Source organism: Salipiger sp. CCB-MM3, assembly GCF_001687105.1.
In the GTDB taxonomy this organism is placed as follows: domain Bacteria; phylum Pseudomonadota; class Alphaproteobacteria; order Rhodobacterales; family Rhodobacteraceae; genus Salipiger.
On the sequence record NZ_CP014596.1, the window covers coordinates 477,468 to 500,939 of the forward strand.

A 23,472-nucleotide genomic window follows, 5' to 3' on the forward strand; every position below is an offset into this window, starting at 1 on the left:
CCCCGCCCGTTCCCGAAAGGTATCCCCATGAAGACCGACCAAGTGCTCCTGCGCGGACGCATCCTCAGTTTCACTGCCGAACCGCAGGGCCCCGAGGATCATGCCGCCTATCGCTATATCGAGGATGGGGCGATCCTGATCGCGGGCGGGATCATTCGTGGCACCGGCAGCTACGATCAGCTGGCCCGGCAAGCGCCGAGCGTGCCGGTGGTGGACCACCGCCCGCATCTGCTTATGCCCGGTTTCATCGACACCCACATCCATTTCCCGCAGGTGCAGGTCATCGCCTCCTGGGGCGCGCAACTGCTGGATTGGCTTAACAGCTACACATTCCCCGAAGAGACCCGTTTCGCCGACCCCGCCCATGCCGAAGCCACGGCAGACTGGTTCATGGGCCAGCTTTGCGCCCATGGCACCACCAGCGCCGTTGCCTATGCGTCGGTGCATGAGACCTCTGCCGAGGCGTTCTTCAGCGCCGCCGCGCGCCGCGACATGCGGATGATCACCGGCAAGGTGATGATGGACCGCAACGCGCCCGAGGCGCTGCGCGACACGCCGCAATCGGGCTATGACGCCACCAAGCGGCTGATCGCCCGCTGGCATGGCAAGGGCCGCGCCAGCTATGCCATCACGCCGCGCTTTGCCATCACCTCGAGCCCCGAGCAGATGGAGATGGCGGGCGCGCTCACCGCCGAGCACCCCGAGTGCTATGTGCAGACCCACCTGTCAGAAAACCGCGACGAGATCGCCTATACGCTGAGCCTTTATCCCGAGGCGCCCGACTACCTTGGCGTCTATGAGCGCTATGGCCTGCTTGGCCCCAAGGCGCTGCTGGGCCATTCGATCCACCTTGAGCCGCGCGAGATTGACCTGCTGGCCGAGACCGGCGCGAAGCCGGTGTTCTGCCCGACCTCGAACCTCTTCCTTGGCAGCGGGCTTTTTGACGATGCGGGGCTGCGCGGCCGTGGGATCACCAATGCCATCGCGACGGATGTCGGCGCGGGCACCAGCTACTCGATGCTGCAAACGCTGAACGAGGCCTACAAGGTGCTGCAGTTGCAGGGCCAGAAACTGCACCCGTTGCGTGCCTTCCATTGGATCACCCGCGGCAATGCCGTGGCGCTGGGGCTGGAAGACAAGATCGGCACGCTTGAGCCGGGGACCGAGGCGGATATCGTGGTGCTCGACAGCGCGGCGACCGAGCCGATGGCGCTGCGGATGCAGCGGGCCGAGACGCTGAGCGAAGAGCTTTTTGTGCTGCAAATGCTGGGTGATGATCGTGCGGTGGCTGAGACCTATGTGGCTGGCACCCCGCAGAAGATCGGCGCGCGCGCGGCGAGGCAACCGGCGTTGCAGCCGGCCTGACGCGCAAGGCCGGCCCGCCGCTGGTGGGCCGGCAGAGCGGCTTTTCCTTTCTGCATTGCCGAAAAACCGGGCACGATTTTCTTGTTTTCCAAGAAAGACCTTTCGTCTCGCGCCCTGTCGCGCCCGGCGCAGCCGCCGCCCATACTCGGGGCAATGCCTCTCCGACCGGAACCAGAAATGACCCCCAACTACTACGCCCCCACCGGCGGCCACCCACCGCAGAGCCAACTGCTGACCGACCGCGCGGTGTTCACCGACGCCTACGCGGTGATCCCCAAGGGCACGATGCGCGACATCGTCACCAGCTTCCTGCCCTTCTGGGAAGAAACCCGCCTCTGGGTTCTGTCCCGCCCGCTCAGCGGCTTTGCCGAGACCTTCTCACAGTACATCATGGAAGTGCAGCCGGGCGGCGGCTCGGACCATCCCGAAACCGAAGCGGGCGCCGAGGGTGTGCTCTTCGTCGTGGAGGGCGAAGCTACGCTCACCGTCGAGGGCGAGAGCCATGTGCTGCGCGAAGGCGGCTATGCCTTCCTGCCGCCCGCCACGCTCTGGACCCTGCGCAACAAGGGTGATGACACCCTGCGCTTCCATTGGATCCGCAAAGCCTATGAGGCCGTGCCCGGCCTGCCCCACCCCGAGGTGATCATCGCCAACGAGCAGGACATCGCGCCCACCCCGATGCCCGGCACCGACGGCAAATGGGCGACCACCCGTTTCGTCGACCCCAGCGACCTGCGTCATGACATGCATGTCACCGTGGTGACCTTCGAGCCCGGCGCGGTCATCCCCTTTGCCGAGACCCATGTGATGGAGCACGGGCTTTACGTACTGGAGGGCAAGGCGGTCTACCGGCTCAATCAGGACTGGGTCGAGGTCGAGGCCGGGGATTACATGTGGCTGCGCGCTTTCTGCCCGCAGGCCTGCTACGCGGGCGGGCCGGGCCGCTTCCGCTACCTGCTCTACAAGGACGTGAACCGGCATATGGCGCTGCGCCCCTCTGGCGCCGCCCAGCCCATGCCTGCGGCAAAGAAGATCAGCGCTCCGGCGGAGTGACCCCACCAATCGCCGACGTCAATTCCCGAGCCGCGCGCATCACCGCGCGGCTCGTTTCATCCGTCATGTCCTCGCGCATGCGGATCGTCGGGCCGGAGACGGAAATCCCAGCCGCCGCCTCGCCCGAGGCATCGAAGACCGCCGCCGCGATGCAGCGCATCCCGAGGTTCTTTTCCTCTGCATCAATGGAATAGCCCCGCGCCCGGATCGCCGCGAGATCGGCGCGCAGCGCCTCGGGCTCGGCCAGCGTATGCGCGGTGAACCGCTCCATCTTACGCGCCAGCAGCTTCTCCAAACGCTCCCCAGCCATCTCGGCCAGCAGCGCCTTGCCGATGCCCGAGGCATGCAGCGGCGACAGCGTGCCCGGCGGAAAGAAGGCGCGGATGCTCTCATGCGTTTCGACCTGACTGACAAACAGCACCGAGGCTTCGCGCACGATGCCCAAGTTGGCGGTTTCCCCGGTCTCCTCCATCAGTGCGCGCAGGATCGGTCGGGCCCGCTCCACAAGGCTGGTGCGCCGCAGGAAGCGCGCGCCGATGACGAAGGCCTGCGGGCCGATGTGCCAAAGCTGTTCGGCAGGATCGAACTCGACCAGCCGCCGCCCCTCGAGCGTGACCAGAATACGGTAAACCGTGGCCGGAGACTGCCGCAGGTCGCCCGCCAGTTCCGAGAGGGTCAGGCCGGGATGGGCGCTCAGGTAGTCCAGCACCTCCATCGCCCGGTCGAGCGATTTGATGGTGTTCTGCGCGCTGTTGTCCTCCCAGCCGCGCGGCCTGCCACGCGCGCGGCGGGGGCTGGTTTCGGCATCTTTCGGAGAATCCATCAAATCTCTTTCATTCTACTTGAAAGCCGAATTCACGATATGAAAAAATCAACCCTCTGACAACGCTTGATCTTCTCGACAATTACATTTTTGAAAAACGATTTCAAAAAAATTTCCACACGCGGACAGCCCGGCTACGGTGGCTTTCAGCGACCAAAGGAGGTGGCCATGAGCTTTCAGAACCCCGTTTTCATTCCGGGCCCGACCAACATCCCCGAGAGCCTGCGCAAGGCCTGCGACATGCCGACGATCGACCATCGCTCGCCGCTGTTTGGGCAGATCCTGCACCCCGCGCGCGAGCGCGTGCGCCGTGTGCTGAAGAGCGCCAGCGCCGAGGTGTTCATCTTTCCCTCGACCGGCACTGGCGGCTGGGAGACGGCGCTGACCAATACGCTCTCGCCGGGCGATACCGTGCTGGCGGCGCGCAATGGCATGTTCAGCCACCGCTGGATCGACATGTGCCAGCGCCACGGGCTGACCGTCGAAGTGGTGGAAACCGCGTGGGGCGAGGGCCTGCCCGCAGACCGCTACGCCGAGATCCTCGCCGCCGACAAAAGCCGCCGCATCAAGGCCGTGCTCGCCACTCACAACGAGACCGCCACCGGCGTGCGCTCGGACATCGCCGCAGTGCGCCGCGCGCTCGACGACGTGGATCACCCGGCGCTGCTGTTTGTCGATGGCGTCAGCTCGATCGCCTCGATGGATTTCCGGTTTGACGACTGGGGCGTCGATGTCGCCGTCACCGGCTCGCAGAAGGGCTTCATGCTGCCTCCGGGCCTTGCCATCACCGGCTTCAGCGAGAAGGCCATGGCGGCGACGCAAACCGCAAAACTGCCGCGCACGTTCTTCGACGTGCATGACATGGCCAAGGGCTATGCCAATGATGCCTACCCCTACACGCCCGCCGTCGGCCTGCTGAACGGGCTCAACGAGGCCTGCCGGATGCTGCTGGACGAGGGGCTGGAGAATGTCTTTGCCCGACACCACCGCATCGCCGAGGGCGTGCGCGCCGCCGTCGGCGCATGGGGGCTGGAGCTTTGCGCCGCCTCGCCCGATCTCTATTCGGACACGGTCAGCGCGATCCGCACGCCGGAAGGGTTCAACGCCACCGATATCGTCAGCCACGCCGCGCAGACCTATGGCGTCGCCTTCGGCACGGGGCTTGGCGAGGTTGCCGGGAAAGTGTTCCGCATCGGGCATCTGGGCAGCCTGACCGACGTCATGGCGCTGTCGGGTCTTGCCACGGCCGAGATGTGCATGAAGGATCTGGGGCTGAAGATCACTCTGGGCTCGGGTGTCGCGGCGGCGCAGGAGGTTTACCGCACCAGCACCGCCACCGCCCGCACCGCCAGTCAGGAGGCCGCGTGATGAAAGATATCGCGCTGAACATCCCTACCTATGACGACATGCTGGCGGCGCATGATCGCATCGCACCGCACATCCATCGCACCCCGGTGCTGACCTCTTCGTTGCTGAACGAGCTCACCGGCGCGCAGCTGTTCTTCAAGTGTGAGAACTTCCAGAAGGCCGGGGCCTTCAAGGTGCGCGGCGCGTCCAACGCGGTCTTTGGCCTGACCGAGGCCGAGGCAGCCAAGGGCGTCTGCACCCACAGCTCGGGCAACCATGCGCTGTCGCTGAGCTACGCCGCCGGGCGGCGCGGCATCCCGTGCAATGTGGTCATGCCGCGCAGCGCGCCGCAGGCCAAGAAGGACGCAGTGCGCGGCTACGGCGGGATCATCACCGAATGCGAGCCGTCCACCTCGTCGCGCGAGGCGGTGTTCGCCGAGGTGCAGGCGGCCACGGGCGGCGATTTCATCCACCCCTACAACGATCCGCGCGTCATCGCGGGGCAAGGCACCTGCTCGCGCGAGTTCATGGAACAGACCGATGGTCTCGACATGGTGCTCGCCCCGATCGGCGGCGGCGGGATGATCTCGGGCACCTGCCTGACGCTCTCCACGCTGGCCCCCGAGGTGCAGGTCATCGCCGCCGAGCCCGAGCAGGCCGACGACGCCTACCGCAGCTTCAAGGCCGGGCACATCATCGCCGATGACGCCCCCGAGACCGTCGCCGACGGGCTGAAGGTGCCACTCAAGGATCTGACGTGGCATTTCGTCTCGAGCCATGTGAGCGACATTCTCACCGCGTCTGAAGACGAAATCATCGACGCGATGAAGCTGATCTGGAAGCGCATGAAAATCGTGATGGAGCCCAGCAGCGCCGTGCCGCTTGCCACCCTCCTCAAGAACCGCGACCGTTTCGCTGGCAAGCGCGTCGGTCTCATCATCACCGGCGGCAATGTCGATCTCGACCGCCTGCCCTGGACCAAAGGAGCCTGAGCCATGAACGCACCCGTGACTTTCGACCAACTCGAGGTGGGCTATGACGTGCCGGCGCTGCCCGGCATGGACGAGGCAGACATCCAGACGCCCTGCCTCGTGCTCGATCTGGACGCGCTCGAGCGCAACATCCGCAAGATGGGCGACTACGCCCGCGCCCACAACATGCGCCACCGCGTGCACGGCAAGATGCACAAATCCGTGGACGTGGCGAAGCTGCAGATGCGGCTTGGCGGCGCGGTCGGCGTGTGCTGTCAGAAGGTGTCGGAGGCCGAGGTCTTCGTGCGCGGCGGCATCAAGGACGTGCTGGTCTCAAACCAAGTGCGCGATCCGCGCAAGATCGACCGGCTGGCGCGGCTGCCGAAACTGGGCGCAAAGATCATTGTCTGCATCGATGACCTCGCCAATGTCGCCGAGCTGTCGGAGGCCGCGCAGCGCCACGGCACCACGCTCGAGTGCTTTGTCGAGATCGACTGCGGCGCAGGCCGCTGCGGCGTGACCACCGCCACGGCGGTGGTAGAGATCGCGCAGGCCATCGACGCCGCCGAGGGGCTCAAATTCACCGGCATTCAGGCGTACCAAGGCGCGATGCAGCACCTCGACAGCTATGAGGCGCGGCGCGAGAAACTGGCCATCGCCATCGCACAGGTCGAAGAGGCCGTGGCGGCGCTGGAGGCAGCGGGGCTGAAGCCCGAGCTGGTCTCGGGCGGCGGCACCGGCAGCTACTATTTCGAGAGCAACTCGGGCGTCTACAACGAGCTGCAGTGCGGGTCTTACGCCTTCATGGATGCGGACTATGGCCGCATCCGCGACAAGGACGGCAACCGCATCGACAACGGCGAGTGGGAAAACGCCTTTTTCATCCTCACGCAGGTGATGAGCCACGCCAAGCCCGAGATCGCGGTCTGTGACGCGGGCCTCAAGGCGCAGTCGGTGGACAGCGGCCTGCCGGTGATCTTTGGCCGGACCGACGTGGACTACACCAAATGCTCGGACGAGCATGGCGTGATCGCCGACCCGAGCGGCGTGCTGAAGGTGGGCGACAAGCTGAGGCTCGTGCCCGGCCACTGCGATCCCACCGCCAATGTGCACGATTGGTACGTCGGCGTGCGCGGCGGCAAGGTCGAGACGCTCTGGCCGGTCTCGGCCCGCGGCAAGGCCTACTGATCCTCCAGCATCACTCTTTGCCCCGTTCACTCTTTGCCCCGTGCCCGGACCGACCTCCGGGTACGCCTCGCCCGCGCGCTCTCTTGTCCCGGCGCGCGGGCGCTTTTCTTTGAAAGGAGAGCTTCATGCTCATCGTTCCCGAACGCGAGATCGCCAGCCTGATGACCCGCGACGCCGCCTTTGCTGCGGTCGAGAAAGTGTTTGCCGCAATGGCCGCCGGTGACGCCTACAACTTCCCCGTCGTGCGCGAGGCCATCGGCCATGAAGACGCGCTCTACGGCTTCAAGGGCGGCTTTGATCGCTCGGGCCTGACGCTGGGGCTGAAGGCCGGAGGCTACTGGCCCAACAACCTCGCGACGCGTGGCATCATCAACCACCAGTCCACGGTGTTTCTCTTTGATCCGGACACCGGCAAGGCCAAGGCGATGGTGGGCGGCAATCTTTTGACCGCGCTGCGCACCGCCGCGGCCTCTTCGGTGTCGATCCGGCACCTTGCGCGCGAAGACGCACGGGTGATCGGCATGGTCGGCGCGGGCCATCAGGCGACCTTCCAACTGCGCGCCGCGCTCGAGCAGCGCGAGTTCGACAAGGTCATCGGCTGGAACCTGCACCCCGAGATGCTGCCCAACCTCGAAAAGGTGGCCGCCGAGGCGGGCGTGCCCTTCGAGGCGGTGGACCTGCCGGGCATGCGTGAGGCCGATGTGATCATCTCGATCACCTCGTCGTTCGACGCGATCCTCATGGCAGAGCACGTCTCGCCCGGCTGCCACATCGCCTGCATGGGCACCGACACCAAGGGCAAGCAGGAGGTCTCTCCGGCGCTGCTGGCCAAGGCCACGGTGTTCACCGACGAGGTGGCGCAGTCGGTGTCGATTGGCGAAGCGCAGCACGCGGTGGCGCAGGGGCTGATCGACGAGAGTGCCATCACCCAGCTCGGCGCGGTGATCAATGGCGCGCATCCGGGGCGCGCTTCGGCCGAAGAGATCACCCTCTTCGACGGCACCGGCGTGGGCCTGCAGGACCTCGCGGTCGCCGCGGCAGTGGTCGATCTGGCGGTCGAGAAGGGCATCGCGATTGAGGTCGATTTCTGACGACAGCGTTCAGATGGAGACGCCAAGGGCGGGGGCTTTGCCTCCGCCCTTTTCCGTTGACCACGAGGCGCCACCAAAGCTGGGCGAGCGCATGCCCGTGGGGTGGCGCTCTGACTTGGGAAGTCGCCGCTTTATCCCCATCACATCCGGATGACCTCAATCCCCGCAAGAGGATGAAGAGCGCCAGCCCGCCGGGACGGGCAAGCGCTTGCCCGGCGGCCTTCGGCCTTGGTTCCGGGCCACTTGCGCGCAGACCATTCGCCGGAACTGCCGAACCAGACACCCACGCAACATCCAATACAAACGGCGCGCCCCCGAAGGGACGCGCCGCAGCTTCCACCTAAGGTCGATCGGGTCAGACCCTCTCGCCGCGCGGCTCCTCTCCGCGATGGCCGGCGAGGCCACCCGAGACCTCTTCGGTGGATTCCTCGGCCAGTTCCTCCGGCAGCACGAGGTTGAGCACGATGGCGATCAGCGCGGCGGGCAGGATCCCCGAAGCCCCCAGAATGCGCAGCGTGTCGGGCAGGTGCTGCAGCGCATTGGGCGCGCCCGGCGCGACGTTCAGCACCTCCAGCTGCAGCCCCAGACCGATCGAAAGCGCCACGGCGAAGATCACCATGTTGCGCCGCGTCCAATCGACGTCGGACAGCATCGAGATGCCCGAGGCCACGACCATGCCGAACATCACGATCACGCCGCCGCCCAGCACCTCGATCGGCACGGTGCGGATCACCCCGCCGACCTTCGGCACCAGCCCGCAGACGATCAGGAAGATCGCGCCGATGGTCACCACATGGCGGCTCATCACGCCGGTCATCGCGATCAGCCCGACGTTCTGGCTGAACGAGGTGTTGGGAAAGCCGCCGAAGATGCCCGCGATGGCCGAGCCGATGCCGTCGGCATAGGTGGCGCCAGAGATCTCGCGGTCGCTCGCCTCGCGGCCCGCGCCACCCTTGGTGATACCCGAGACGTCACCGACGGTTTCAACCGCCGAGACGAAAGCCATCAGGCAAAAGCCGATCACCGAGGCGATGGAGAACTCGAGACCATAGCGGAACGGTTCCGGCAGCGCGAAGGCGGCGGCGTTCTGCCACGAGCCGGTGATGGCCTCCAGGGTCAGCATGCCGGTGAAGAGCGCATAGACATAGCCCACTAGGATGCCGATCAGCACCGCCGAGATGCTCAGCATGCCACGGGCAAAGAACTTCAGCCCCAGCGTCACCGCCAGCACCACCAGCGCCGCCGACCAAGAGGCCCAAGAGCCGTAGCTTTCGGCGCCGCTCGCCTTGGCGGGCACACCGCCCGCGGCATATTCGATGCCCACCTTGACCAGCGCGAGGCCGATCATCGTCACCACAAGGCCGGTCACCAGCGGCGGCAGGGCAAAGCGGATGCGCCCGATCACCGTGCCAAGCAGCGCGTGGAACACGCCGCCCACGAGGACCCCGCCGAACATGGCAGCCAGCCCGTCCACACCCTTGCCCGCAACCAGCGGGATCATGATCGGGATGAAGGCAAAGGATGTGCCCTGCACGATGGGCAGCGCCGCGCCCACGGGGCCGAGGGTGATCGTCTGCAACAGCGTCGCCACCCCGGCGAACAGCATCGACATCTGGATGAGATAGAGCAGTTCGGGAAAGTCCGGGCTGTTCGAGCCAAAGCCGAAGCCCGCGGCGCCGGCGACGATGATCGCGGGCGTCACGTTCGAGACGAACATCGCCAGCACATGCTGAATCCCGAGCGGGATCGCCTTGTGCAGCACGGGGGTGAAATCCGGATCGCGCAATTGCTCCGGTGTTCCGAGACTGTGGTCGGTCATGTCTTAGTCAGATCCCTGTTGGGGCGCGGGGCCGGTCTTGCTGCCGACATCCTCACGCGGTGGCGTGAATGAGGTAGGGTTCGTCGAACCAGTGCTCCTCGAGGTTGGGCCCCTCGCCGATCCGGTCGATCACGGCGAAAAGTCCCGGCGCGTGCAGCGGGGTCAGCACCCCGTGCCACGTGCCGCGGTGGAAATTGATCCCCTGACCGGGGCGGGTCAGGAAGGCGCGGGGCGCGCCGGGGCGGCCGCCTGCGTCCGGGGCGACCACCACGAGGAAAGGATCAAAGCTCATCGGCACGAAGGCCTGACTGCCCTGAGGATGCCGCTCGACCATCTCGAGCCGCAGCGGCAGTTGGCGCGGCTCGGCCTTGAACAGGCTGATCCCGGCGCGGCCCCCGGTGATGTCGAGCGTGGCGCGGTCGTGGAACCGCCCGCAAAGCCCCTGATTGATGATCTTGTCGGGCGTGCCGTCCGCCTCCAGCACCTCGCCAAACGGGGCGAAGGCTGCGGCAGTCAGCGGCGCGGCGTCGATCCGGCTCATGCGCCGAGCTTGTCGATCAGCCGCAGTTCGGCGATCCGTTCGACCTGACAGCAGGCCTCGGCGAACTCGGTGGCGCGGTCGTTCTCGATGCGGCGGCGGAAGGCCTGCATGATCGACGCCTTGTCGTTGTCGCGCACCGCGATGATGAAGGGAAAGCCGAATTTCGCGGTGTAAGCCTCATTGAGCTCGGTGAAGGCAGCGCGCTCGTCGTCGGTGAGCGCGTCGAGCCCGGCGCCTGCCTGCTCCGAGGTCGACTCCGCCGTCAGGCGCTTGGCCTGCGCCAGTTTTCCCGCAAGGTCGGGGTGCGCGGTCAGCACCGCCAGCCGCTTCTCGTCAGGGGCGTCGCGGAACACCCGCGCCAGCACCGAATGCACGCCCAGCGCGCTGTCATGCGTCGGGCCAAGCTGCAGCGCATGGGCGCCCTCGGCGATCCACGGGCTGTGCTCGAAGACACCGCCGAAAGCCTCGGTGAAGCTGGCCCGGTCCATCTCGGAGGGACGCGGGCCCGCCTTCGCAGGATGCTGCGCCGCCCAATGATCGGCGATCTGCTCGCGCGTGGCGAACCAGACCCCGTCGTGCGAGGCCATATACGCCAGCACCCGCTTCAGCGCCGCGACACGGCCCGGGCGACCGACCAGACGGCAGTGCAGCCCGATCGACAGCATCTTCGGCGCGCCCTCCTGCCCTTCCTCATAGAGCGTGTCGAAACTGTCGCGCAGGTAGCTTTCGAACTGGTCGCCAGAGTTGAACCCCTGCGGCGAGGCAAACCGCATGTCATTGGCATCCAGCGTATAGGGCACGATCAGCTGATCCTTGCCCGCGACCCGGCTCCAATAGGGCAGATCATCGGCGTAGCTGTCGGCGATATAAGCGAAATCGCCCTCTTCGGCGGCGAGCCGGACCGTGTTCATAGAGCAGCGCCCGGTGTACCAGCCGCGCGGCGGCGCGCCGGTCACCAGCGTGTGCAGGCGGATCGCCTCACGGATCTGCGCGCGCTCTTCTTCCTCGGGCATATCCTTGTGCTCGACCCATTTGAGCCCATGCGAAGCGATCTCCCAACCGGCGCGCTTCATCGCGGCAACCTGCTCGGGCGCGCGGGCAAGCGCGGTGGCGACGCCATAGACGGTGACGGGGATATCCTTCAGCAGCCGATGCAGCCGCCAGAACCCGGCGCGGGCGCCGTATTCATAGATCGACTCCATGTTCCAATGGCGCTGGCCGGGCCATTGCGCGGCACCGACGATCTCTGAAAGGAACGCCTCGGACGCCGCATCACCGTGCAGGACGTTGTTCTCGCCGCCCTCCTCGTAGTTGACCACGATCTGCACCGCGATCTTGGCGCCGTTCGGCCAGCGGGCATCAGGCGGGGTCTCTCCATAGCCGGTCAGGTCGCGGGGATAGCGGGTCGCGGGCAGCGGGCTCAACAGCGTCATGGGGGACGGGCTCCTTCGGTGTTGCCTCCGGGTCATCCCACACGTGTAATCCGGAAAATACCGGATGATTTTCAAATTCCGTTTGAAGCTGCCTCAACCGCCTTGCGGGCGCGCGGGAACACCCCTACCGCCCGCTTTCCGCCGCGCGCTGCTCGGCCTGCCGGATCGCTGCGCCGATGCGGTCGGTCACATAGTCCATGAAAAGCCGCGTCTTTGGATCCTGCCCGCGGCGATGCGTGAACAGACAGGCCATCTGGATCGGCTCCGGCGGGGTGGCCTCGGCCACCGGCACGAGTCGCCCGCTGCGCAGATACTCGGCCACCTCGAAGACCGGCTTCAGCGCAATCCCCTCGCCCGCCAGAGCCCAATCGGTCAGCACGTCGCCGTCGTCGGACTCATAGCGCCCCGAGACGGCAAAACGCTTCGTGCCCTCGGGCGTGCGCAGCGGCCATTGAAACTCCGTCGCGCCGGGGAAGCGCAGGTTGAGGCATTCGTGCTTTTCCGCGATCAGCGCCTCGCCCGAGGCCGGGTTGCCACGCCGCGCAATATAGGTCGGCGCGGCGCAGAGCACGCGCGCGACGTCGGCGATCTTGCGCATACGCAGGGTGCTGTCTTCAGGCTGGCCAAGGAAGAACGCCAGATCGAGTCCTTCGGTCGTAAGATCGACCTTGCGGTCCGACAGGCGCAGGCGGATCTGCACCTCGGGATATTCGCGCAGGAACCCCGGCACCTGCGCAGCGATCAGCCGCCGCCCCACCCCCAGCGGCGCCGCGACAAAGAGCGAGCCCTTGGGATTTTCGGTGAGTTGCGCCACCTGCGCCTCGGCGCTCTCGAGCGCCTCCAGAACCTCGCGCGCGCCGGTATAGAAGGCGCGGCCCTGCTCTGTGGCGGTGAGATTGCGGGTGGTGCGCTGGAACAGCCGCACGTTCAAATGGTCCTCGAGCTGCGAGATTCGCGCCGAGGTGACCGCCGGCGAGATGCGCAGGTCGCGACCCGCGGCGGACATGCTGCCCAACTCATAGACACGCACGAAGGTCCGGATATTGTCGAGGTAGGACATTTTTCGGAATTTCTTGAAACTGCTTGGTAGAACCCGGAGATAGCAGAATAATCGACGCCGAACTAGGGTGCGGCATAACCATAAGAGGGAGACACCGGGATGTATGATCTCGCCATCATCTGGGACTGGCTGGGCTTTGCCGTGCGCTGGCTGCACGTGATCACCGCAATCGCGTGGATCGGCTCGTCGTTCTATTTCATCGCGCTCGACCTCGGTCTGCGCAAGGTGCCGCATCTGCCCGTCGGCGCCCATGGCGAGGAATGGCAGGTCCACGGCGGCGGTTTCTACCACATCCAGAAATACCTCGTGGCCCCCGAGCAGATGCCCGACCACCTGACGTGGTTCAAATGGGAAAGCTATGCCACATGGCTTTCGGGCGCGGGCCTTCTGATGATCGTCTACTGGGCAGGCGGCGAGCTTTTCCTGATCGACCCCACCAAAGCGGACATCTCGCTGTTCCAAGGCATCGTGATCTCGGCGCTGTCGCTGACCATCGGCTGGCTGATCTACGACCGGCTGTGCAAATCGAAGCTCGGCGAGACGCCGACGCTGCTGATGGTGCTGCTCTTCGTGATGCTGGTGGTGATGTCATGGGGCTACAACCATGTGTTCACCGGCCGCGCCGCGCTGCTGCACCTTGGGGCCTTCACCGCCACGATCATGACCGCAAATGTGTTCTTCATCATCATGCCGAACCAGCGCATCGTGGTGGATGACCTCAAGAACGGCCGCACCCCCGATCCCAAATACGGCAAGATCGCCAAGCTGCGCTCGACCCATAACAACTATCTGACGCTGCCCGTCGTCTTCCTGATGCTGTCGAACCACTACCCGCTGGCCTTCGCCACCGACAATGCGTGGATCATCGCCAGCCTTGTCTTCCTGATGGGCGTGACGATCCGCCATTTCTTCAACTCGATGCACGCCCGCAAGGGGGCGCCCTACTGGACATGGGTCGCCACCGCGCTGCTCTTCATCGCCATCGCGTGGCTGTCCACGGCCCCGATGATGGACAGCTACGAGGAGGCCGCAGCGCGGCCCCTCACCCCCTATGAGGAGAAATTCGCCGGGGCAGATGGCTTTGAGGATGCCTATTACGCGGTCGTCGGCAATTGCTCGATGTGCCACGCGCGCGAGCCTTCGTGGGACGGTCTGAACCATCCGCCCAAAGGCGTCGTGCTGGAGACGGAGTCTGATGTGGCCCGCCACGCCAAGCTGGTGTTCCTGCAGGCCGGTGCCAGCCACGCGATGCCGCCGCCCAACGCGATCCAGATGGATCCCGAGGCGCGCCGCGAGATCGTCAACTGGTATCACGCCGCGACCAAAGGCTGAGCACCAGCGGCAGCGCGCCCCCCAAGCCACCCTGTGCTGGGGGCGTTGCCGCCCACCCGCGCAGAGCTACTTCTCTTTCATTCGTCACCGACACTGCCCTCAAAGAAGGGCCGGTCGCACAAGGGGAGTATTCATGCGCACTTCTGTTACTTCGATGATCATTGCGACCGCGACTGTGGTCAGCACGCCGGCTTTTGCCGAAGACATTTCCTACACCGTCAATGACGAAGCCTTCACCGGCTATTGGGCCGAGGCGGAGTCGCCCAAAGGCCTCGTCCTGATCATGCACGATTGGGACGGGATGACCGATTACGAACGCGAGCGGGCCGACATGCTGGCCGAAATGGGCTATAACGCCTTCGCTCTGGACATGTTCGGTTACAAGACACCCACCGAGACGGTCGATCACCGCCGCGCGGCGACAGGTGCGCTCTATGAAGACCGAGAGCGGATGCGCAGCTTGATCAAGGCGGGCGTAGATGAAGCTCTGTCGCGCTCGGACGTCTCGCAGATGGTGGTCATGGGGTATTGCTTCGGCGGTGCCGTGGCGCTCGAAATGGCACGCAGCGAGATGGCGGACACCGCAAGCGGCTATGCCACCTTCCATGGCGGGCTGACGACACCCGAAGGCCAGACATGGCAGGGTGATGAGCCGCCGGTCCTCGTGATGCATGGCGGCGCGGACAGCTCCATCAAGATGGAGGACGTCGCCACGCTCGCGACCGAGCTTGAAGGCGCTGGCACGACCTACACGATCGAAGTGTTCTCGGGTGCGCCGCATGCGTTCACGGTGTTCGGCTCCGACAACTATCAAGAGCGCGCCGATGTCGCGAGCTGGGAATCCTTCAACCGCTTCCTAGCGGCACAATTGCCGGGCTGACGGGCGTATCATGAGCTTCGGAGCCTTCCCCCGGAAGGCTCCGGCCCGCGCGTACGCCAGTGCCCCGCTCACGCGGCCCGTCGTTCCTCCAGATCCAGCCACATGGTCGCCATGCCCTGACGCCGCGAGAGTTCCTCGTAGCCAGCCGAGAGGTAGGCGTTATGCGCCGGGCCATTTTCGACCTCGACCTTCAGCGTGAGGGTCAAAGCACCAAGGTCCCGCGCCGCCTGCTCCACAAGGTCCGTAAGCTCTGCACCAGCACCGCCACGCGCCTCTTCGGCCACATAGGCGTAGGTCAGATGCCGCACCTCGGGACCAACACCCACGCGCAGGGCGAAGAACCCAACGTCCCGACCCGCATCGTCGCGAAGGTAGAACGAAGCGTCGTCACGCTCTCCAAGCCACTTGCGATGCCACTCCATCTCATCGAAGGGCACTTTGGCGTTGGGATTAAGCAAGGGTATCTCGGCGTCCGGCAGCATTGCCGCCAAGGGAGCCAGATCGCGGTCACGGTTGTGGCGCAGGGTGAGGGCCATGGGTCCTTCCTTCGGCTGGGCCCGGCGCCCGCGCGCCGGGGGCAAAATGAAAGCCGCGTGCCTGCCACAGCCGCCCCGCTCGGGTCAACCCGGGGATCCGCAGACTCGACCAACAGTTTTCATCCGCGAATGCAGGGTTTTCTTTCTAGATTGCGAAACTCGGCCTCCTCAACTTGGCCGAAGTCGCCAGAATGTCGGGAGACGGGTGGCCGCTTCAACGCGCAGCAGCGGTAAGGATGAAGACATGCCGATTTCGTATTGTTTTAGTCAGGTATTGAGCATTCCGCGCGATCGTGACACACAGAGGGCAATTCGGAGTTAAACTTCCCCGCATTGCCAGCCTCGGGCATCCTTTGCCGGGCCAGCCATCCAAGGAAAAGTCAGGAGACCCCAGTGTTGCGTACTCTCCGCATGAGCCTGCCGCTTCTCGCGTTGCTGCCCCTGCCCCTTGCCGCCCAGACCGCCGACGCAGGCGATCCGGTCGACACGCTTTCGATCGAACTCAACACCACCAAAAGCGTCGAACAGGGCTGCCAGTTGAGCTTTCTTATCCGCAATGGCCACGAGACCGACATCGACAGCGCCATCTACGAGACGGTGCTGCTCGACACCAACGGTCAGGTCGACCGGCTGACGCTGTTTGATTTCGGCGAATTGCCTGCGGAACGCCCGCGTGTCCGGCAGTTCGTGGTTCCCGGCACGGGGTGTGACGGGCTGGGCCAGATTCTCATCAATGGCGCGAGCCGCTGCGAAGCGGCTGGCGGCGAGTCGGACCTTTGCACCAAGGGGCTCGACCTGAAGTCGCGCAGCGACGTGGAGGTGATCGGATGATCGACATGGTTGTTGATGGCGTGCGTCGCATCGCGGAACTGGGCGGGCCGGTCGTGCTGCTGCTGGTTGCCGTCTCGCTGCTGACGCTGGCGGTGGTGCTCTACAAACTCTGGCAGTTCGCCGCTTCCGGCGTCGGGCGCCACGCAGCGCTGCGCGAAGCGGTCGAGGCATGGGACAATGGTGATCGCGCCGGGGCCCGCGAGGCGCTGAACCGCTCGCGCTCTTACCTGCGCCCGGTGATCGACATGGCAATGTCGGGCCAGAGCGATGCCGCCCGGCTCGAGGCCGAAGCAGAGACCCGTTTCGCAAGGCTCGAGAAAGGCTTTCGCCTGCTCGACTCGGTGGCGCAGCTGGCGCCGCTTCTGGGTCTCTTTGGCACGGTGCTGGGGATGATCTCGGCGTTTCAGGCGCTGCAGGATGCGGGCAGTCAGGTCGATCCGTCGATCCTCGCGGGCGGCATCTGGGTGGCGCTGATGACCACCGCCGTCGGGCTTGTGGTCGCCATGCCCACTTCGGTGGTGCTGAGCTGGTTCGAGGCGCGGATGGAATCCGAGCGCGTGCTGGCCGAACGCGCGGTGCACACCATCCTGTCGCCCAATGGCAGCCGCGAGGCGCAGGTGCACGCACAGGCGCAAGGGGCGCCGCGCCATGCGTAAGATGCGCCGGCGGCGGAAGCTGTCGATGACCTCGCTCATCGACGTGATCTTCCTGCTGCTGCTGTTCTTCATGCTGACCTCGACCTTCACGCGCTTTGCCGAGGTGGAGCTTGCCGCCGCCGGGTCGGGCGCCGCGGTCTCCGGCGAGACAAAGCCGCTGTTCCTGCAGCTCGGGGCCGAGGATCTGCGCCTCAACGGCACCGTGCTGACCTTGGAAGATCTGCCGGCCAAGCTCGACGAGACCCGCGGCGACACCGCCGAGGGGGCCGAGCCCAAGCCGCTGATCGTGGCGCTGCGCGGCGAGGTCAATTCGCAACGGCTGACGGATCTGCTGGTCGTCCTGCGCGGCGTCAGCGGCTACCGCGCCATGGTTCTCGGAGCGTCCTGATGCGCCGCAGAAAACAGAAATCCGAACGCGAGCCGACGATCGCGCTGATCAACATCGTGTTCCTGATGCTGGTGTTCTTCCTTGTGGCCGGCACCGTTGCCCGGCCGCTCGACCCCGATCTGAAGCTGGTCCACACCGCCGATCTGCAGGGCGCCGCGCCCGCCGACGCTTTGGTACTGCATGCAGATGGCACGATGAGCGTGCAGGGCACGCCGATCGAAGACAGCGCCGCCGCGCTTGAGATGCTCGGCGATGGGGCCAAGACGCTGGCCCGCATCGTGCCGGACCGCGATCTGCCCGCCGCCGATCTGATCCGCGTCGGGCGCGAATTGCGCGCCGCCGGAGCCGAGAAAGTGGTGATCGTCACCGAAAGGGGGCTGGAATGATCGCGTCCTCGCGCAAGGTGAAGATCGCCGCAGCGGTGCTCGCGCTTTCGGCGCATGGGGCAGCGGTTCTGGCGGTGATGCCGCCCAATGAGACCGCCGAGATGGAAGGCATGTCGGGCGGGACCGATCTCGCGCTCGGCACCGCTTTTGCCGACATGGCGGTGGGCACGCTCAGCAGCCAGCCCACCGAAGAGACCGCCGAGCCGATCACCCCCGAAGAGGTGACGCCAGAGCAGATCGAGTCGGTGCCGCAGGCGCAGCCTGAAGCCATCACCGCGCAACGCCCGGTCGAGCCGACCCCTTCGGACACCCCCGAGCCAGCGGAAGACGTGACCGCCGCCCTGCCCGTGGTGCCGCCGCTCGAGGCGGAGCCGGTGGTGCCCGTCGCGCCCACCGAGCAGGTTGAGCCCGAAGAGCTGCCAGATAAGCTCGAAGCGCTGCCGCCCGAGACCGTCACCCCGGCGGAGCCCGAGGTCGCCGAGGCCACGCCGACCGAGCCAGAAACGCTGGAGCCCGAGCCGCAGGAGCCGGAGACGGTGGAGGCCACAGAGCCTGAGCCTGAGCCTGAGCCCGAAGCCACACCAGAAACCGAGGTCACCGAGGCCGCCCCGCAAAGCTCGATGCGCCCGAAGCCGCGCAGCCCGGACCTTGCCAAGCGCCAGCGCACGCCCGCACCGCAGCCGCAACGCCAGCGCGAGCCGGATCCCGAACCGCGGCGGCAGGCGCAGCAGCCGCAGGGCAACGCTGATCGCAATGCCACAGCCGGGGCGGCCACGGGCCGCGCGGGCGGCACCTCCGCCACGTCCGGCAGCGGTGGCCTGTCGCGCGAAGCGGGCAATGCCGCCGTCAGCAACTATCCGGGACAGGTGATGCGCAAGCTCTCGCGTGTGCCGCGACCGCGGATCAACGCCCGCGGCTCGGCGGTGGTTGCCTTCCGCGTGTCCGGTGGCGGCGGGCTGGCCGGTCTTTCGGTGGCGCGCAGCTCGGGCTCCTCTGCCCTCGACCAAGCCGCGCTGCGCGTGGTGCGCAGCGCCGCGCCCTTCCCCGCGCCGCCTGCCGGAGCGCAGACCAGCTTTACCGTCCAGATCAAGGGACGCTGAAGACACCCGCGGCGCGAGGCGGCTTTACAGCTGCACCGCGCCGCGGGCCATCGCCAGAGACGCGGCCTGTTCGACCGTCGCGGTGCCCAGCTTCAGACAGACATTCCGGATCTGCCGCAGCACGTGCTCCTGCGTCACATGCAGCCGCTCGGCAACCTCAATCGGGCTCAGGCCAACGCCCGAAAAGCACAGCATGTCGCGCTCCTCCTGCGTGAGCAGCGGCCAGCCTGAGCCGAAGGACAGATCGTCGGCGTCAGCCCGGCCCGGGGGCTGCAGCGCCAGCGACAGCATCGTCGAAATCGCCGTGAAGGCCCGCTGCGTACCCGGGCCGAAATGCGAGGTGGGGTCTTTTCCGCAGTAGAGGACCACAACCTGATCGGTCGCGCCAAGGGGCATCATCCGGCCAATGAAGTAGCGGTAGCCACTGAGCAGCGCCGCGGCCTGCAGGTGCCTCCGGGCCTGTTCCTCGCGCGTTGGCCGGGCCTTCGATGTGTCGAGAAACTCGGGCATCTTGCCCGCGATCGCGCCGCGCAACAATGGATCGACGCGGTAAAGCTCGCTCTCTCGGTAGTCCTCGAACCACTCGTCCGAGGCAGAACTGCGCATCCAGACCAAGTCACGGCTGTCTTTCATCAAGGCGCCCGCGCCCACCGCTTTGGCACCGATCCGCCGCGAAATGGCGACCACCGTCTCCCAGATTTCCTGATCATTGCCAGCCGCTGCCAGCTTGTCCGCGGTGTCGATCAATAGGTTTGCGTAGCGGCTCGATCCGATCACGTCGAAGTCATCCCATGCGTATCCCGACACCGACCAATCACGATGGCTGACGCTACGCCAGCACGAACGGCTGGGGAATTCTTAAATCCAGAGTTGAACTGTGATCAGTGCTCAAAGACAGGGCAAAATCCCGTCAAATTCGCGACTTAGAGCACGAGGCCGCCGCGCACCAACATCAGCGACATCGCCTGTTCCGGGCAGGGCGTGCCGAGCCGCCGACACGCGCGCTCCAGAAGCCGTTGCACCTGCGAGACCGGCCTCGCGAGGTGATCGGCAATCTGCTCGGGGTGCAGGCCTTGGCCCAGATAGCTCAGCACGTCGCGTTCGGCGCTGCTGAGCCGTGACCACGGCGCGCCAAACGCCCGGTCGCCAAGATCGTTCAGCCCCGGTGTCCGCATCGCCGCAGACAGCATCGCCGAAACCGCGCGGAACGCCTGCGCCGTGCCGCTCCCGAACAGCTCGGACGGGTGGCGCTCGCAGGCCAGCGCAAAGGTGTGCTCGGCAGCGCCTTCGACCCATGTGTGATTGACGTAGTGACGATAGCCATGCGCCAGCGCCAGTTCGTGCAGGTCCCGCGCCCTCGGGTCGGTCTGCAGCGGCAGCCGCGCCGCGATATCCATGTAACGCGGCACATGGCCCGCAATGGCAGCGCTCTGGATCGGATCGACCTCGTAAAGCCGCTCCGCGGTGAACGGCTCGAGAAACCGCTCTTCCATCGAGGTGCGCACCCATGCCACACCGCGGCTGTCGCGCATCACGGCACCGCAGGTCATGGCGCGGGCCCCGATCTTATTGCCGATGGCAACGGCGACGTCCCACGTCTCGCGGGGGCTGCGGGCCTCGGCGAGGCGTGCAGCGGTTTCCATCACCAGATCGGCGTAGCGTGTCGTCACCTAGGCCCCATGCATCGACAGGTCTTTGCCAGACCATCAGTGCACGGCGCCCCGGCAAAATCCAGCAGGTAACGTTCTCTTAACCTTCAACCAGAAGCAGAGAGCGCCACGCCTGCGAACACCACGATCAACCCAAAGATGATCGCCGCCAGCCGCATCACCAGCGGTGCCCGCCCAATCAGACCGTAGGAGATCAGCGCCAGCCCCAACCCGACGCGGACAAAGGCGAAAAGCGCCCTGCCCGGTGCCTCGGCCAGTTCCAGCAGGCCGGGGTTGGCTACCATACCGAGCGGAATAATGTAGAGCCCCACTCCCAGCGCCATGGCGCTGCCCGCCACCTTCACCCAATTCTCGCCGATCATGCCTGCCGCGATGAAAACCGCGCCGCAGACCGGCGGGGTGATCGTCGACAGCAGCGCGAACCAGAAGACGAAAAGATGCGCCTGAAGCGGCTCCAGCCCAAGTTGGGTCAGCGCCGGTCCGGCGACCGACACGCAGATCACATAGGCAGCGGTGGTCGGCACCTCCATGCCCAGCACCAGACAGGCCAGCGCGGTGAGGATCAGCGAGGGCCAGAGCATCCCGCCCGAGCCCGAGAGGATCAGCGAGGTGATCTTCACCCCAAGGCCGGTGACCGCCAGCACGCCAATGACGATCGAAGCGCAGAGGATAATCGAGGCGATCATCGCCACCTGTTTGGCCGAATTGACCAGCGCCGAGGCGACCCGCTCGCCGGTCTGGCGCGCATCGAAGCTCAGCGAGCCATTGGTCAGCAGCAGCAGCGCCCCCGCGAGGATCGCAAGGCAGGCGGCGTATTGCGGCGTGTAGCCCAGCCCGAACATGCCGATCATCAGCACGGTGAAGGGGACGAGGAAGAACAGCGATGTGATGATCACGTCGCGCTTCGCCGGTCGGTCCTCGGCGGCGATGCCCTTGAGATCGTAGCGCGTGGCATAGGCGTTGATGCCAACCCAGACCGCCCAGAAATAAAGGATCGCCGGCAGGATCGCCGCGCCCATGATCTGCGTGTAGGGCGTGCCGGTGAGTTCGACCATGACGAAGGCGCCCGCACCCATCAGCGGCGGCATGATCTGCCCACCCGAGGAGGCCACGGCCTCGACCCCGGCGGCGAGCTTCTTGGGGTAGCCCAGCTTCGTCATCGCAGGCAGGGTGATCGCGCCGGTCGACGCGACATTGGCGCTGGCCGAGCCCGAGATCGAGCCAAACAGCGCCGAGGACAGCACCGAGACCTTGGCCGCGCCGCCCTTCAGCCGCCCGGCGGCGGCGGCGGCGACATTCATGAAGCCCTGCCCCGCCTCACCGGCGTTGAGCACCGCGCCGAAGATCACAAAGATCGACACCACGCCCACCGATGTCGCGGTCAGCGAGCCCCAAAGGCCGCCCTCGGCGATGGTCATCGTGCCCAGGAAGCTCTGGATCGGCGTGCCCGCATGCCCGAACTCGCCGGGGATGTGCTGCCCGAAAAGCGCATAGGCCAGCGCGATCACCGCCACCAGCGGCAGCGGCCAGCCGATGGCGCGACGCGCAGCCTCGATCACGCAGAGCAGCAGCACCGCCGCCACGCCGATCTGGAAGTCGCTTTCCAGAAAGCCGTATTGATCGCCCAGCATCTCGTGGTTCAGCGCGATCCAGCCAGCGGCGCCGACGCCCAGCACCGTGAGCACTGCGCCCGAGATCAGCTGCCAGCGCCCGGTGGCGCCAAAGATGAAGACCCAGGGCAGGATCACTGCCATGTGCAGCGGACGGCTGACGAGGTTGGGCACCAGACCCGAGAAGATGAGCCCGAGGTGATAGACCACGACCAGCGCCGCCAGTCCGATCCACACCGCCCGCTTCCATGCCGCCTGCGGCATCTGCGTCTCAAGCCCCATCGTCTGCCTCTTTCTCAAATGAGGTCGGGCCGGACAATGATGCCCGGCCCGCCTGAACTGGTTTTACGCGGAGTTACTTCTGCGCGTCCGGCAGCGCAATGCCCGCTTCTTCGTAGTAGCGCACGGCGCCCGGATGCATCTCGCCTTCGACGTTCTGCAGCAGCGCCGGATCGACACCCGTCCACCAGGGCGACTCCGCGCCCATGCGCGCCTTTTCTTCCCAGAAGGTCTTGGTCAGCTGATAGGCGGTCTCGTCGTCCATCTTGGTGGTCGTATAGGCGATCACCGGCAGCGAGGTGGTGGTGATGTCGGCGTCCTGCCCGGCGTAGGTGCCGGCGGGGATCACCAGCTTGGCGCGGCCGGTCTCGGCGACCTGTTCGTCGCTCAGCGACAGCACGGTCACATCGGTCGAAGCCGCGGCCTCCACGACGTTCGGCGCCGGGAAGCTGCCCGCGGTGACGAACCCGTCGATCTGGCCGTTTTTCAGCGCCGGGACGGCGTTCGACAGTTCCACGTCGGCGATCTCGACCTTGCCGTCGAGGCCGAAGAGACCGAGGTACTTCTCGCCCTCACGGGCACCGAAGCTGCCCTTGCCGAGCAGAAGGGTCTTGCCCTCCAGCGCGCCGAAATCGGTCGCGCCGCTGTCTTTCGACATGACGAAATGCATGGTCAGCGAGGGCAGCGGGAAGAGCGCGCGGATCTCGCCAAAGGCGGGGTTGCCCTTGCCCTCGAACGCACCAGTACCATTGCGGGCACCGCTGACCAGAGCGGGCGGCGAGGTGAAGACGTAATCGCCGCCACGGGCGCGCACTTCCATTACGTTCTGCTGGCTGCCCTGGCTTTCCTCGACGGTGACGATCACGCCGCCATCGGTGCCCGCCTTCATCGCCTCGGCGATCTGCACGGCCATCTGGTAATAGGACGAGCCCGACTTGGCCGCCTTCAGCGTGACGCGGGTTTCGGCCTGCGCCGGCAGGGCTGCCAGCGTGGCGAGGCTGGCCGCAAGCGCGGCCTTTGCGAGAAATTTCATCGTGAGGCTCCTCCTGGACTTCGCGCGCGACCTAAACACCTGTGATCACGCGGGGTCAAGCCGGTGGCCCCAAGCGGGCG

The 23,472-nt window shown here is 66.0% G+C and carries 23 protein-coding genes; 13 read left to right on the forward strand and 10 right to left on the reverse strand.

All coding sequences use genetic code 11. The annotated features are described in order from the left end of the window. Nucleotides 1-27: 27 nt before the first annotated feature. Both guaD and AYJ57_RS16065 read left to right on the forward strand, forming a co-directional pair. The gene (guaD, locus tag AYJ57_RS16060; RefSeq protein ID WP_066108205.1) at nt 28-1,365 is read left to right on the forward strand and encodes a guanine deaminase; all 1,338 of its coding nucleotides are present in this window, start codon (nt 28-30) and stop codon (nt 1,363-1,365) included. A gap of 177 nt (nt 1,366-1,542) precedes the next feature. Next, nucleotides 1,543-2,418: a bifunctional allantoicase/(S)-ureidoglycine aminohydrolase gene (locus AYJ57_RS16065; protein WP_066108208.1), complete on the forward strand. Its 876-nt coding sequence runs from the start codon at nt 1,543-1,545 to the stop codon at nt 2,416-2,418. Here the strand turns inward: AYJ57_RS16065 and bhcR are convergent. Further along, nucleotides 2,399-3,241 carry an HTH-type transcriptional regulator BhcR gene (gene bhcR, locus AYJ57_RS16070; protein WP_066108211.1) on the reverse strand — a complete coding sequence of 281 codons (843 nt, stop codon included), beginning with the start codon at nt 3,239-3,241 and terminating at the stop codon, nt 2,399-2,401. The two genes, AYJ57_RS16065 and bhcR, sit on opposite strands and share 20 nt — an antisense overlap. 168 nt (nt 3,242-3,409) lie before the next feature. Between bhcR and bhcA the strand changes: the two genes are divergently transcribed. The 4 genes from bhcA (at nt 3,410) to bhcD (ending at nt 7,838) form a co-directional block, all read left to right on the forward strand. Continuing rightward, nucleotides 3,410-4,609, forward strand: a complete 1,200-nt coding sequence (bhcA, locus tag AYJ57_RS16075) for an L-aspartate--glyoxylate aminotransferase BhcA (protein ID WP_066108214.1) — start codon at nt 3,410-3,412, stop codon at nt 4,607-4,609. Continuing rightward, nucleotides 4,609-5,580 (forward strand): beta-hydroxyaspartate dehydratase BhcB, encoded by a 972-nt coding sequence (gene bhcB / locus AYJ57_RS16080; protein ID WP_066108218.1) that lies wholly within the window; start codon nt 4,609-4,611, stop codon nt 5,578-5,580. Before bhcA ends, bhcB begins: the two co-directional genes overlap by 1 nt. Nucleotides 5,581-5,583: 3 nt before the next feature. Continuing rightward, complete coding sequence (gene bhcC, locus AYJ57_RS16085; protein WP_066108221.1) at nt 5,584-6,747, forward strand: 3-hydroxy-D-aspartate aldolase BhcC; 1,164 nt, start codon at nt 5,584-5,586, stop codon at nt 6,745-6,747. A gap of 125 nt (nt 6,748-6,872) precedes the next feature. Continuing rightward, complete coding sequence (bhcD, locus tag AYJ57_RS16090; RefSeq protein WP_066108225.1) at nt 6,873-7,838, forward strand: iminosuccinate reductase BhcD; 966 nt, start codon at nt 6,873-6,875, stop codon at nt 7,836-7,838. A gap of 355 nt (nt 7,839-8,193) precedes the next feature. Here the strand turns inward: bhcD and AYJ57_RS16095 are convergent, their stop codons facing one another. The 4 genes from AYJ57_RS16095 to AYJ57_RS16110 form a co-directional block, all read right to left on the reverse strand. Further along, nucleotides 8,194-9,657 carry a uracil-xanthine permease family protein gene (locus tag AYJ57_RS16095; protein ID WP_066108229.1) on the reverse strand — a complete coding sequence of 488 codons (1,464 nt, stop codon included), beginning with the start codon at nt 9,655-9,657 and terminating at the stop codon, nt 8,194-8,196. 52 nt (nt 9,658-9,709) lie between these two features. Next, nucleotides 9,710-10,198: an ureidoglycolate lyase gene (locus AYJ57_RS16100; RefSeq protein WP_066108232.1), complete on the reverse strand. Its 489-nt coding sequence runs from the start codon at nt 10,196-10,198 to the stop codon at nt 9,710-9,712. Then, nucleotides 10,195-11,631 (reverse strand): allantoinase PuuE, encoded by a 1,437-nt coding sequence (gene puuE, locus AYJ57_RS16105; protein WP_066108235.1) that lies wholly within the window; start codon nt 11,629-11,631, stop codon nt 10,195-10,197. Before puuE ends, AYJ57_RS16100 begins: the two co-directional genes overlap by 4 nt. A 124-nt stretch (nt 11,632-11,755) precedes the next feature. Further along, nucleotides 11,756-12,691, reverse strand: a complete 936-nt coding sequence (locus AYJ57_RS16110; protein WP_066108239.1) for a LysR family transcriptional regulator — start codon at nt 12,689-12,691, stop codon at nt 11,756-11,758. Between the two features lie 99 nt (nt 12,692-12,790). Between AYJ57_RS16110 and AYJ57_RS16115 the strand changes: the two genes are divergently transcribed. Then, nucleotides 12,791-14,023 carry a urate hydroxylase PuuD gene (locus AYJ57_RS16115; protein ID WP_066108242.1) on the forward strand — a complete coding sequence of 411 codons (1,233 nt, stop codon included), beginning with the start codon at nt 12,791-12,793 and terminating at the stop codon, nt 14,021-14,023. A 133-nt stretch (nt 14,024-14,156) separates the two neighbouring features. Next, nucleotides 14,157-14,903 (forward strand): dienelactone hydrolase family protein, encoded by a 747-nt coding sequence (locus tag AYJ57_RS16120; RefSeq protein ID WP_066108246.1) that lies wholly within the window; start codon nt 14,157-14,159, stop codon nt 14,901-14,903. A gap of 68 nt (nt 14,904-14,971) precedes the next feature. On the opposite strand, the gene AYJ57_RS16125 is transcribed toward AYJ57_RS16120, so the two are convergent. Beyond that, on the reverse strand, nt 14,972-15,439 hold the full coding sequence (locus AYJ57_RS16125; RefSeq protein WP_066108248.1) for a GNAT family N-acetyltransferase: 468 nt from the start codon (nt 15,437-15,439) through the stop codon (nt 14,972-14,974). A gap of 393 nt (nt 15,440-15,832) precedes the next feature. Here AYJ57_RS16125 and AYJ57_RS16130 point away from each other — a divergent pair, with 393 nt between their 5' ends. The 5 genes from AYJ57_RS16130 to AYJ57_RS16150 are packed head-to-tail and all read left to right on the forward strand — an operon-like array spanning nt 15,833 to nt 18,800. Then, nucleotides 15,833-16,270, forward strand: a complete 438-nt coding sequence (locus AYJ57_RS16130) for a hypothetical protein (protein WP_237220256.1) — start codon at nt 15,833-15,835, stop codon at nt 16,268-16,270. Continuing rightward, nucleotides 16,267-16,926 carry a MotA/TolQ/ExbB proton channel family protein gene (locus tag AYJ57_RS16135; RefSeq protein ID WP_066108253.1) on the forward strand — a complete coding sequence of 220 codons (660 nt, stop codon included), beginning with the start codon at nt 16,267-16,269 and terminating at the stop codon, nt 16,924-16,926. Before AYJ57_RS16130 ends, AYJ57_RS16135 begins: the two co-directional genes overlap by 4 nt. Next, the gene (locus AYJ57_RS16140) at nt 16,919-17,314 is read left to right on the forward strand and encodes a biopolymer transporter ExbD (RefSeq protein WP_224907120.1); all 396 of its coding nucleotides are present in this window, start codon (nt 16,919-16,921) and stop codon (nt 17,312-17,314) included. The genes AYJ57_RS16135 and AYJ57_RS16140 overlap by 8 nt, the downstream gene beginning before the upstream one ends. Further along, nucleotides 17,314-17,700: an ExbD/TolR family protein gene (locus tag AYJ57_RS16145; protein ID WP_066108255.1), complete on the forward strand. Its 387-nt coding sequence runs from the start codon at nt 17,314-17,316 to the stop codon at nt 17,698-17,700. Before AYJ57_RS16140 ends, AYJ57_RS16145 begins: the two co-directional genes overlap by 1 nt. Continuing rightward, entirely contained in the window at nt 17,697-18,800 is a 1,104-nt protein-coding gene (locus AYJ57_RS16150) for a TonB family protein (protein ID WP_066108257.1), read from the forward strand. Before AYJ57_RS16145 ends, AYJ57_RS16150 begins: the two co-directional genes overlap by 4 nt. Before the next feature lie 24 nt (nt 18,801-18,824). On the opposite strand, the gene AYJ57_RS16155 is transcribed toward AYJ57_RS16150, so the two are convergent. The 4 genes from AYJ57_RS16155 to AYJ57_RS16170 all read right to left on the reverse strand — a co-directional run bounded on the left by AYJ57_RS16155 (nt 18,825) and on the right by AYJ57_RS16170 (nt 23,392). Continuing rightward, entirely contained in the window at nt 18,825-19,607 is a 783-nt protein-coding gene (locus tag AYJ57_RS16155; protein ID WP_083191324.1) for a helix-turn-helix transcriptional regulator, read from the reverse strand. A 116-nt stretch (nt 19,608-19,723) separates the two neighbouring features. Beyond that, the gene (locus tag AYJ57_RS16160) at nt 19,724-20,470 is read right to left on the reverse strand and encodes a helix-turn-helix transcriptional regulator (protein ID WP_066108263.1); all 747 of its coding nucleotides are present in this window, start codon (nt 20,468-20,470) and stop codon (nt 19,724-19,726) included. An 86-nt stretch (nt 20,471-20,556) separates the two neighbouring features. Then, a complete protein-coding gene (locus AYJ57_RS16165) occupies nt 20,557-22,362 on the reverse strand; it encodes a TRAP transporter permease (RefSeq protein WP_066108265.1) in 1,806 nt (601 codons plus the stop codon). 73 nt (nt 22,363-22,435) lie between these two features. Continuing rightward, nucleotides 22,436-23,392: a TAXI family TRAP transporter solute-binding subunit gene (locus AYJ57_RS16170; protein WP_066108266.1), complete on the reverse strand. Its 957-nt coding sequence runs from the start codon at nt 23,390-23,392 to the stop codon at nt 22,436-22,438. Nucleotides 23,393-23,472: the final 80 nt, after the last annotated feature.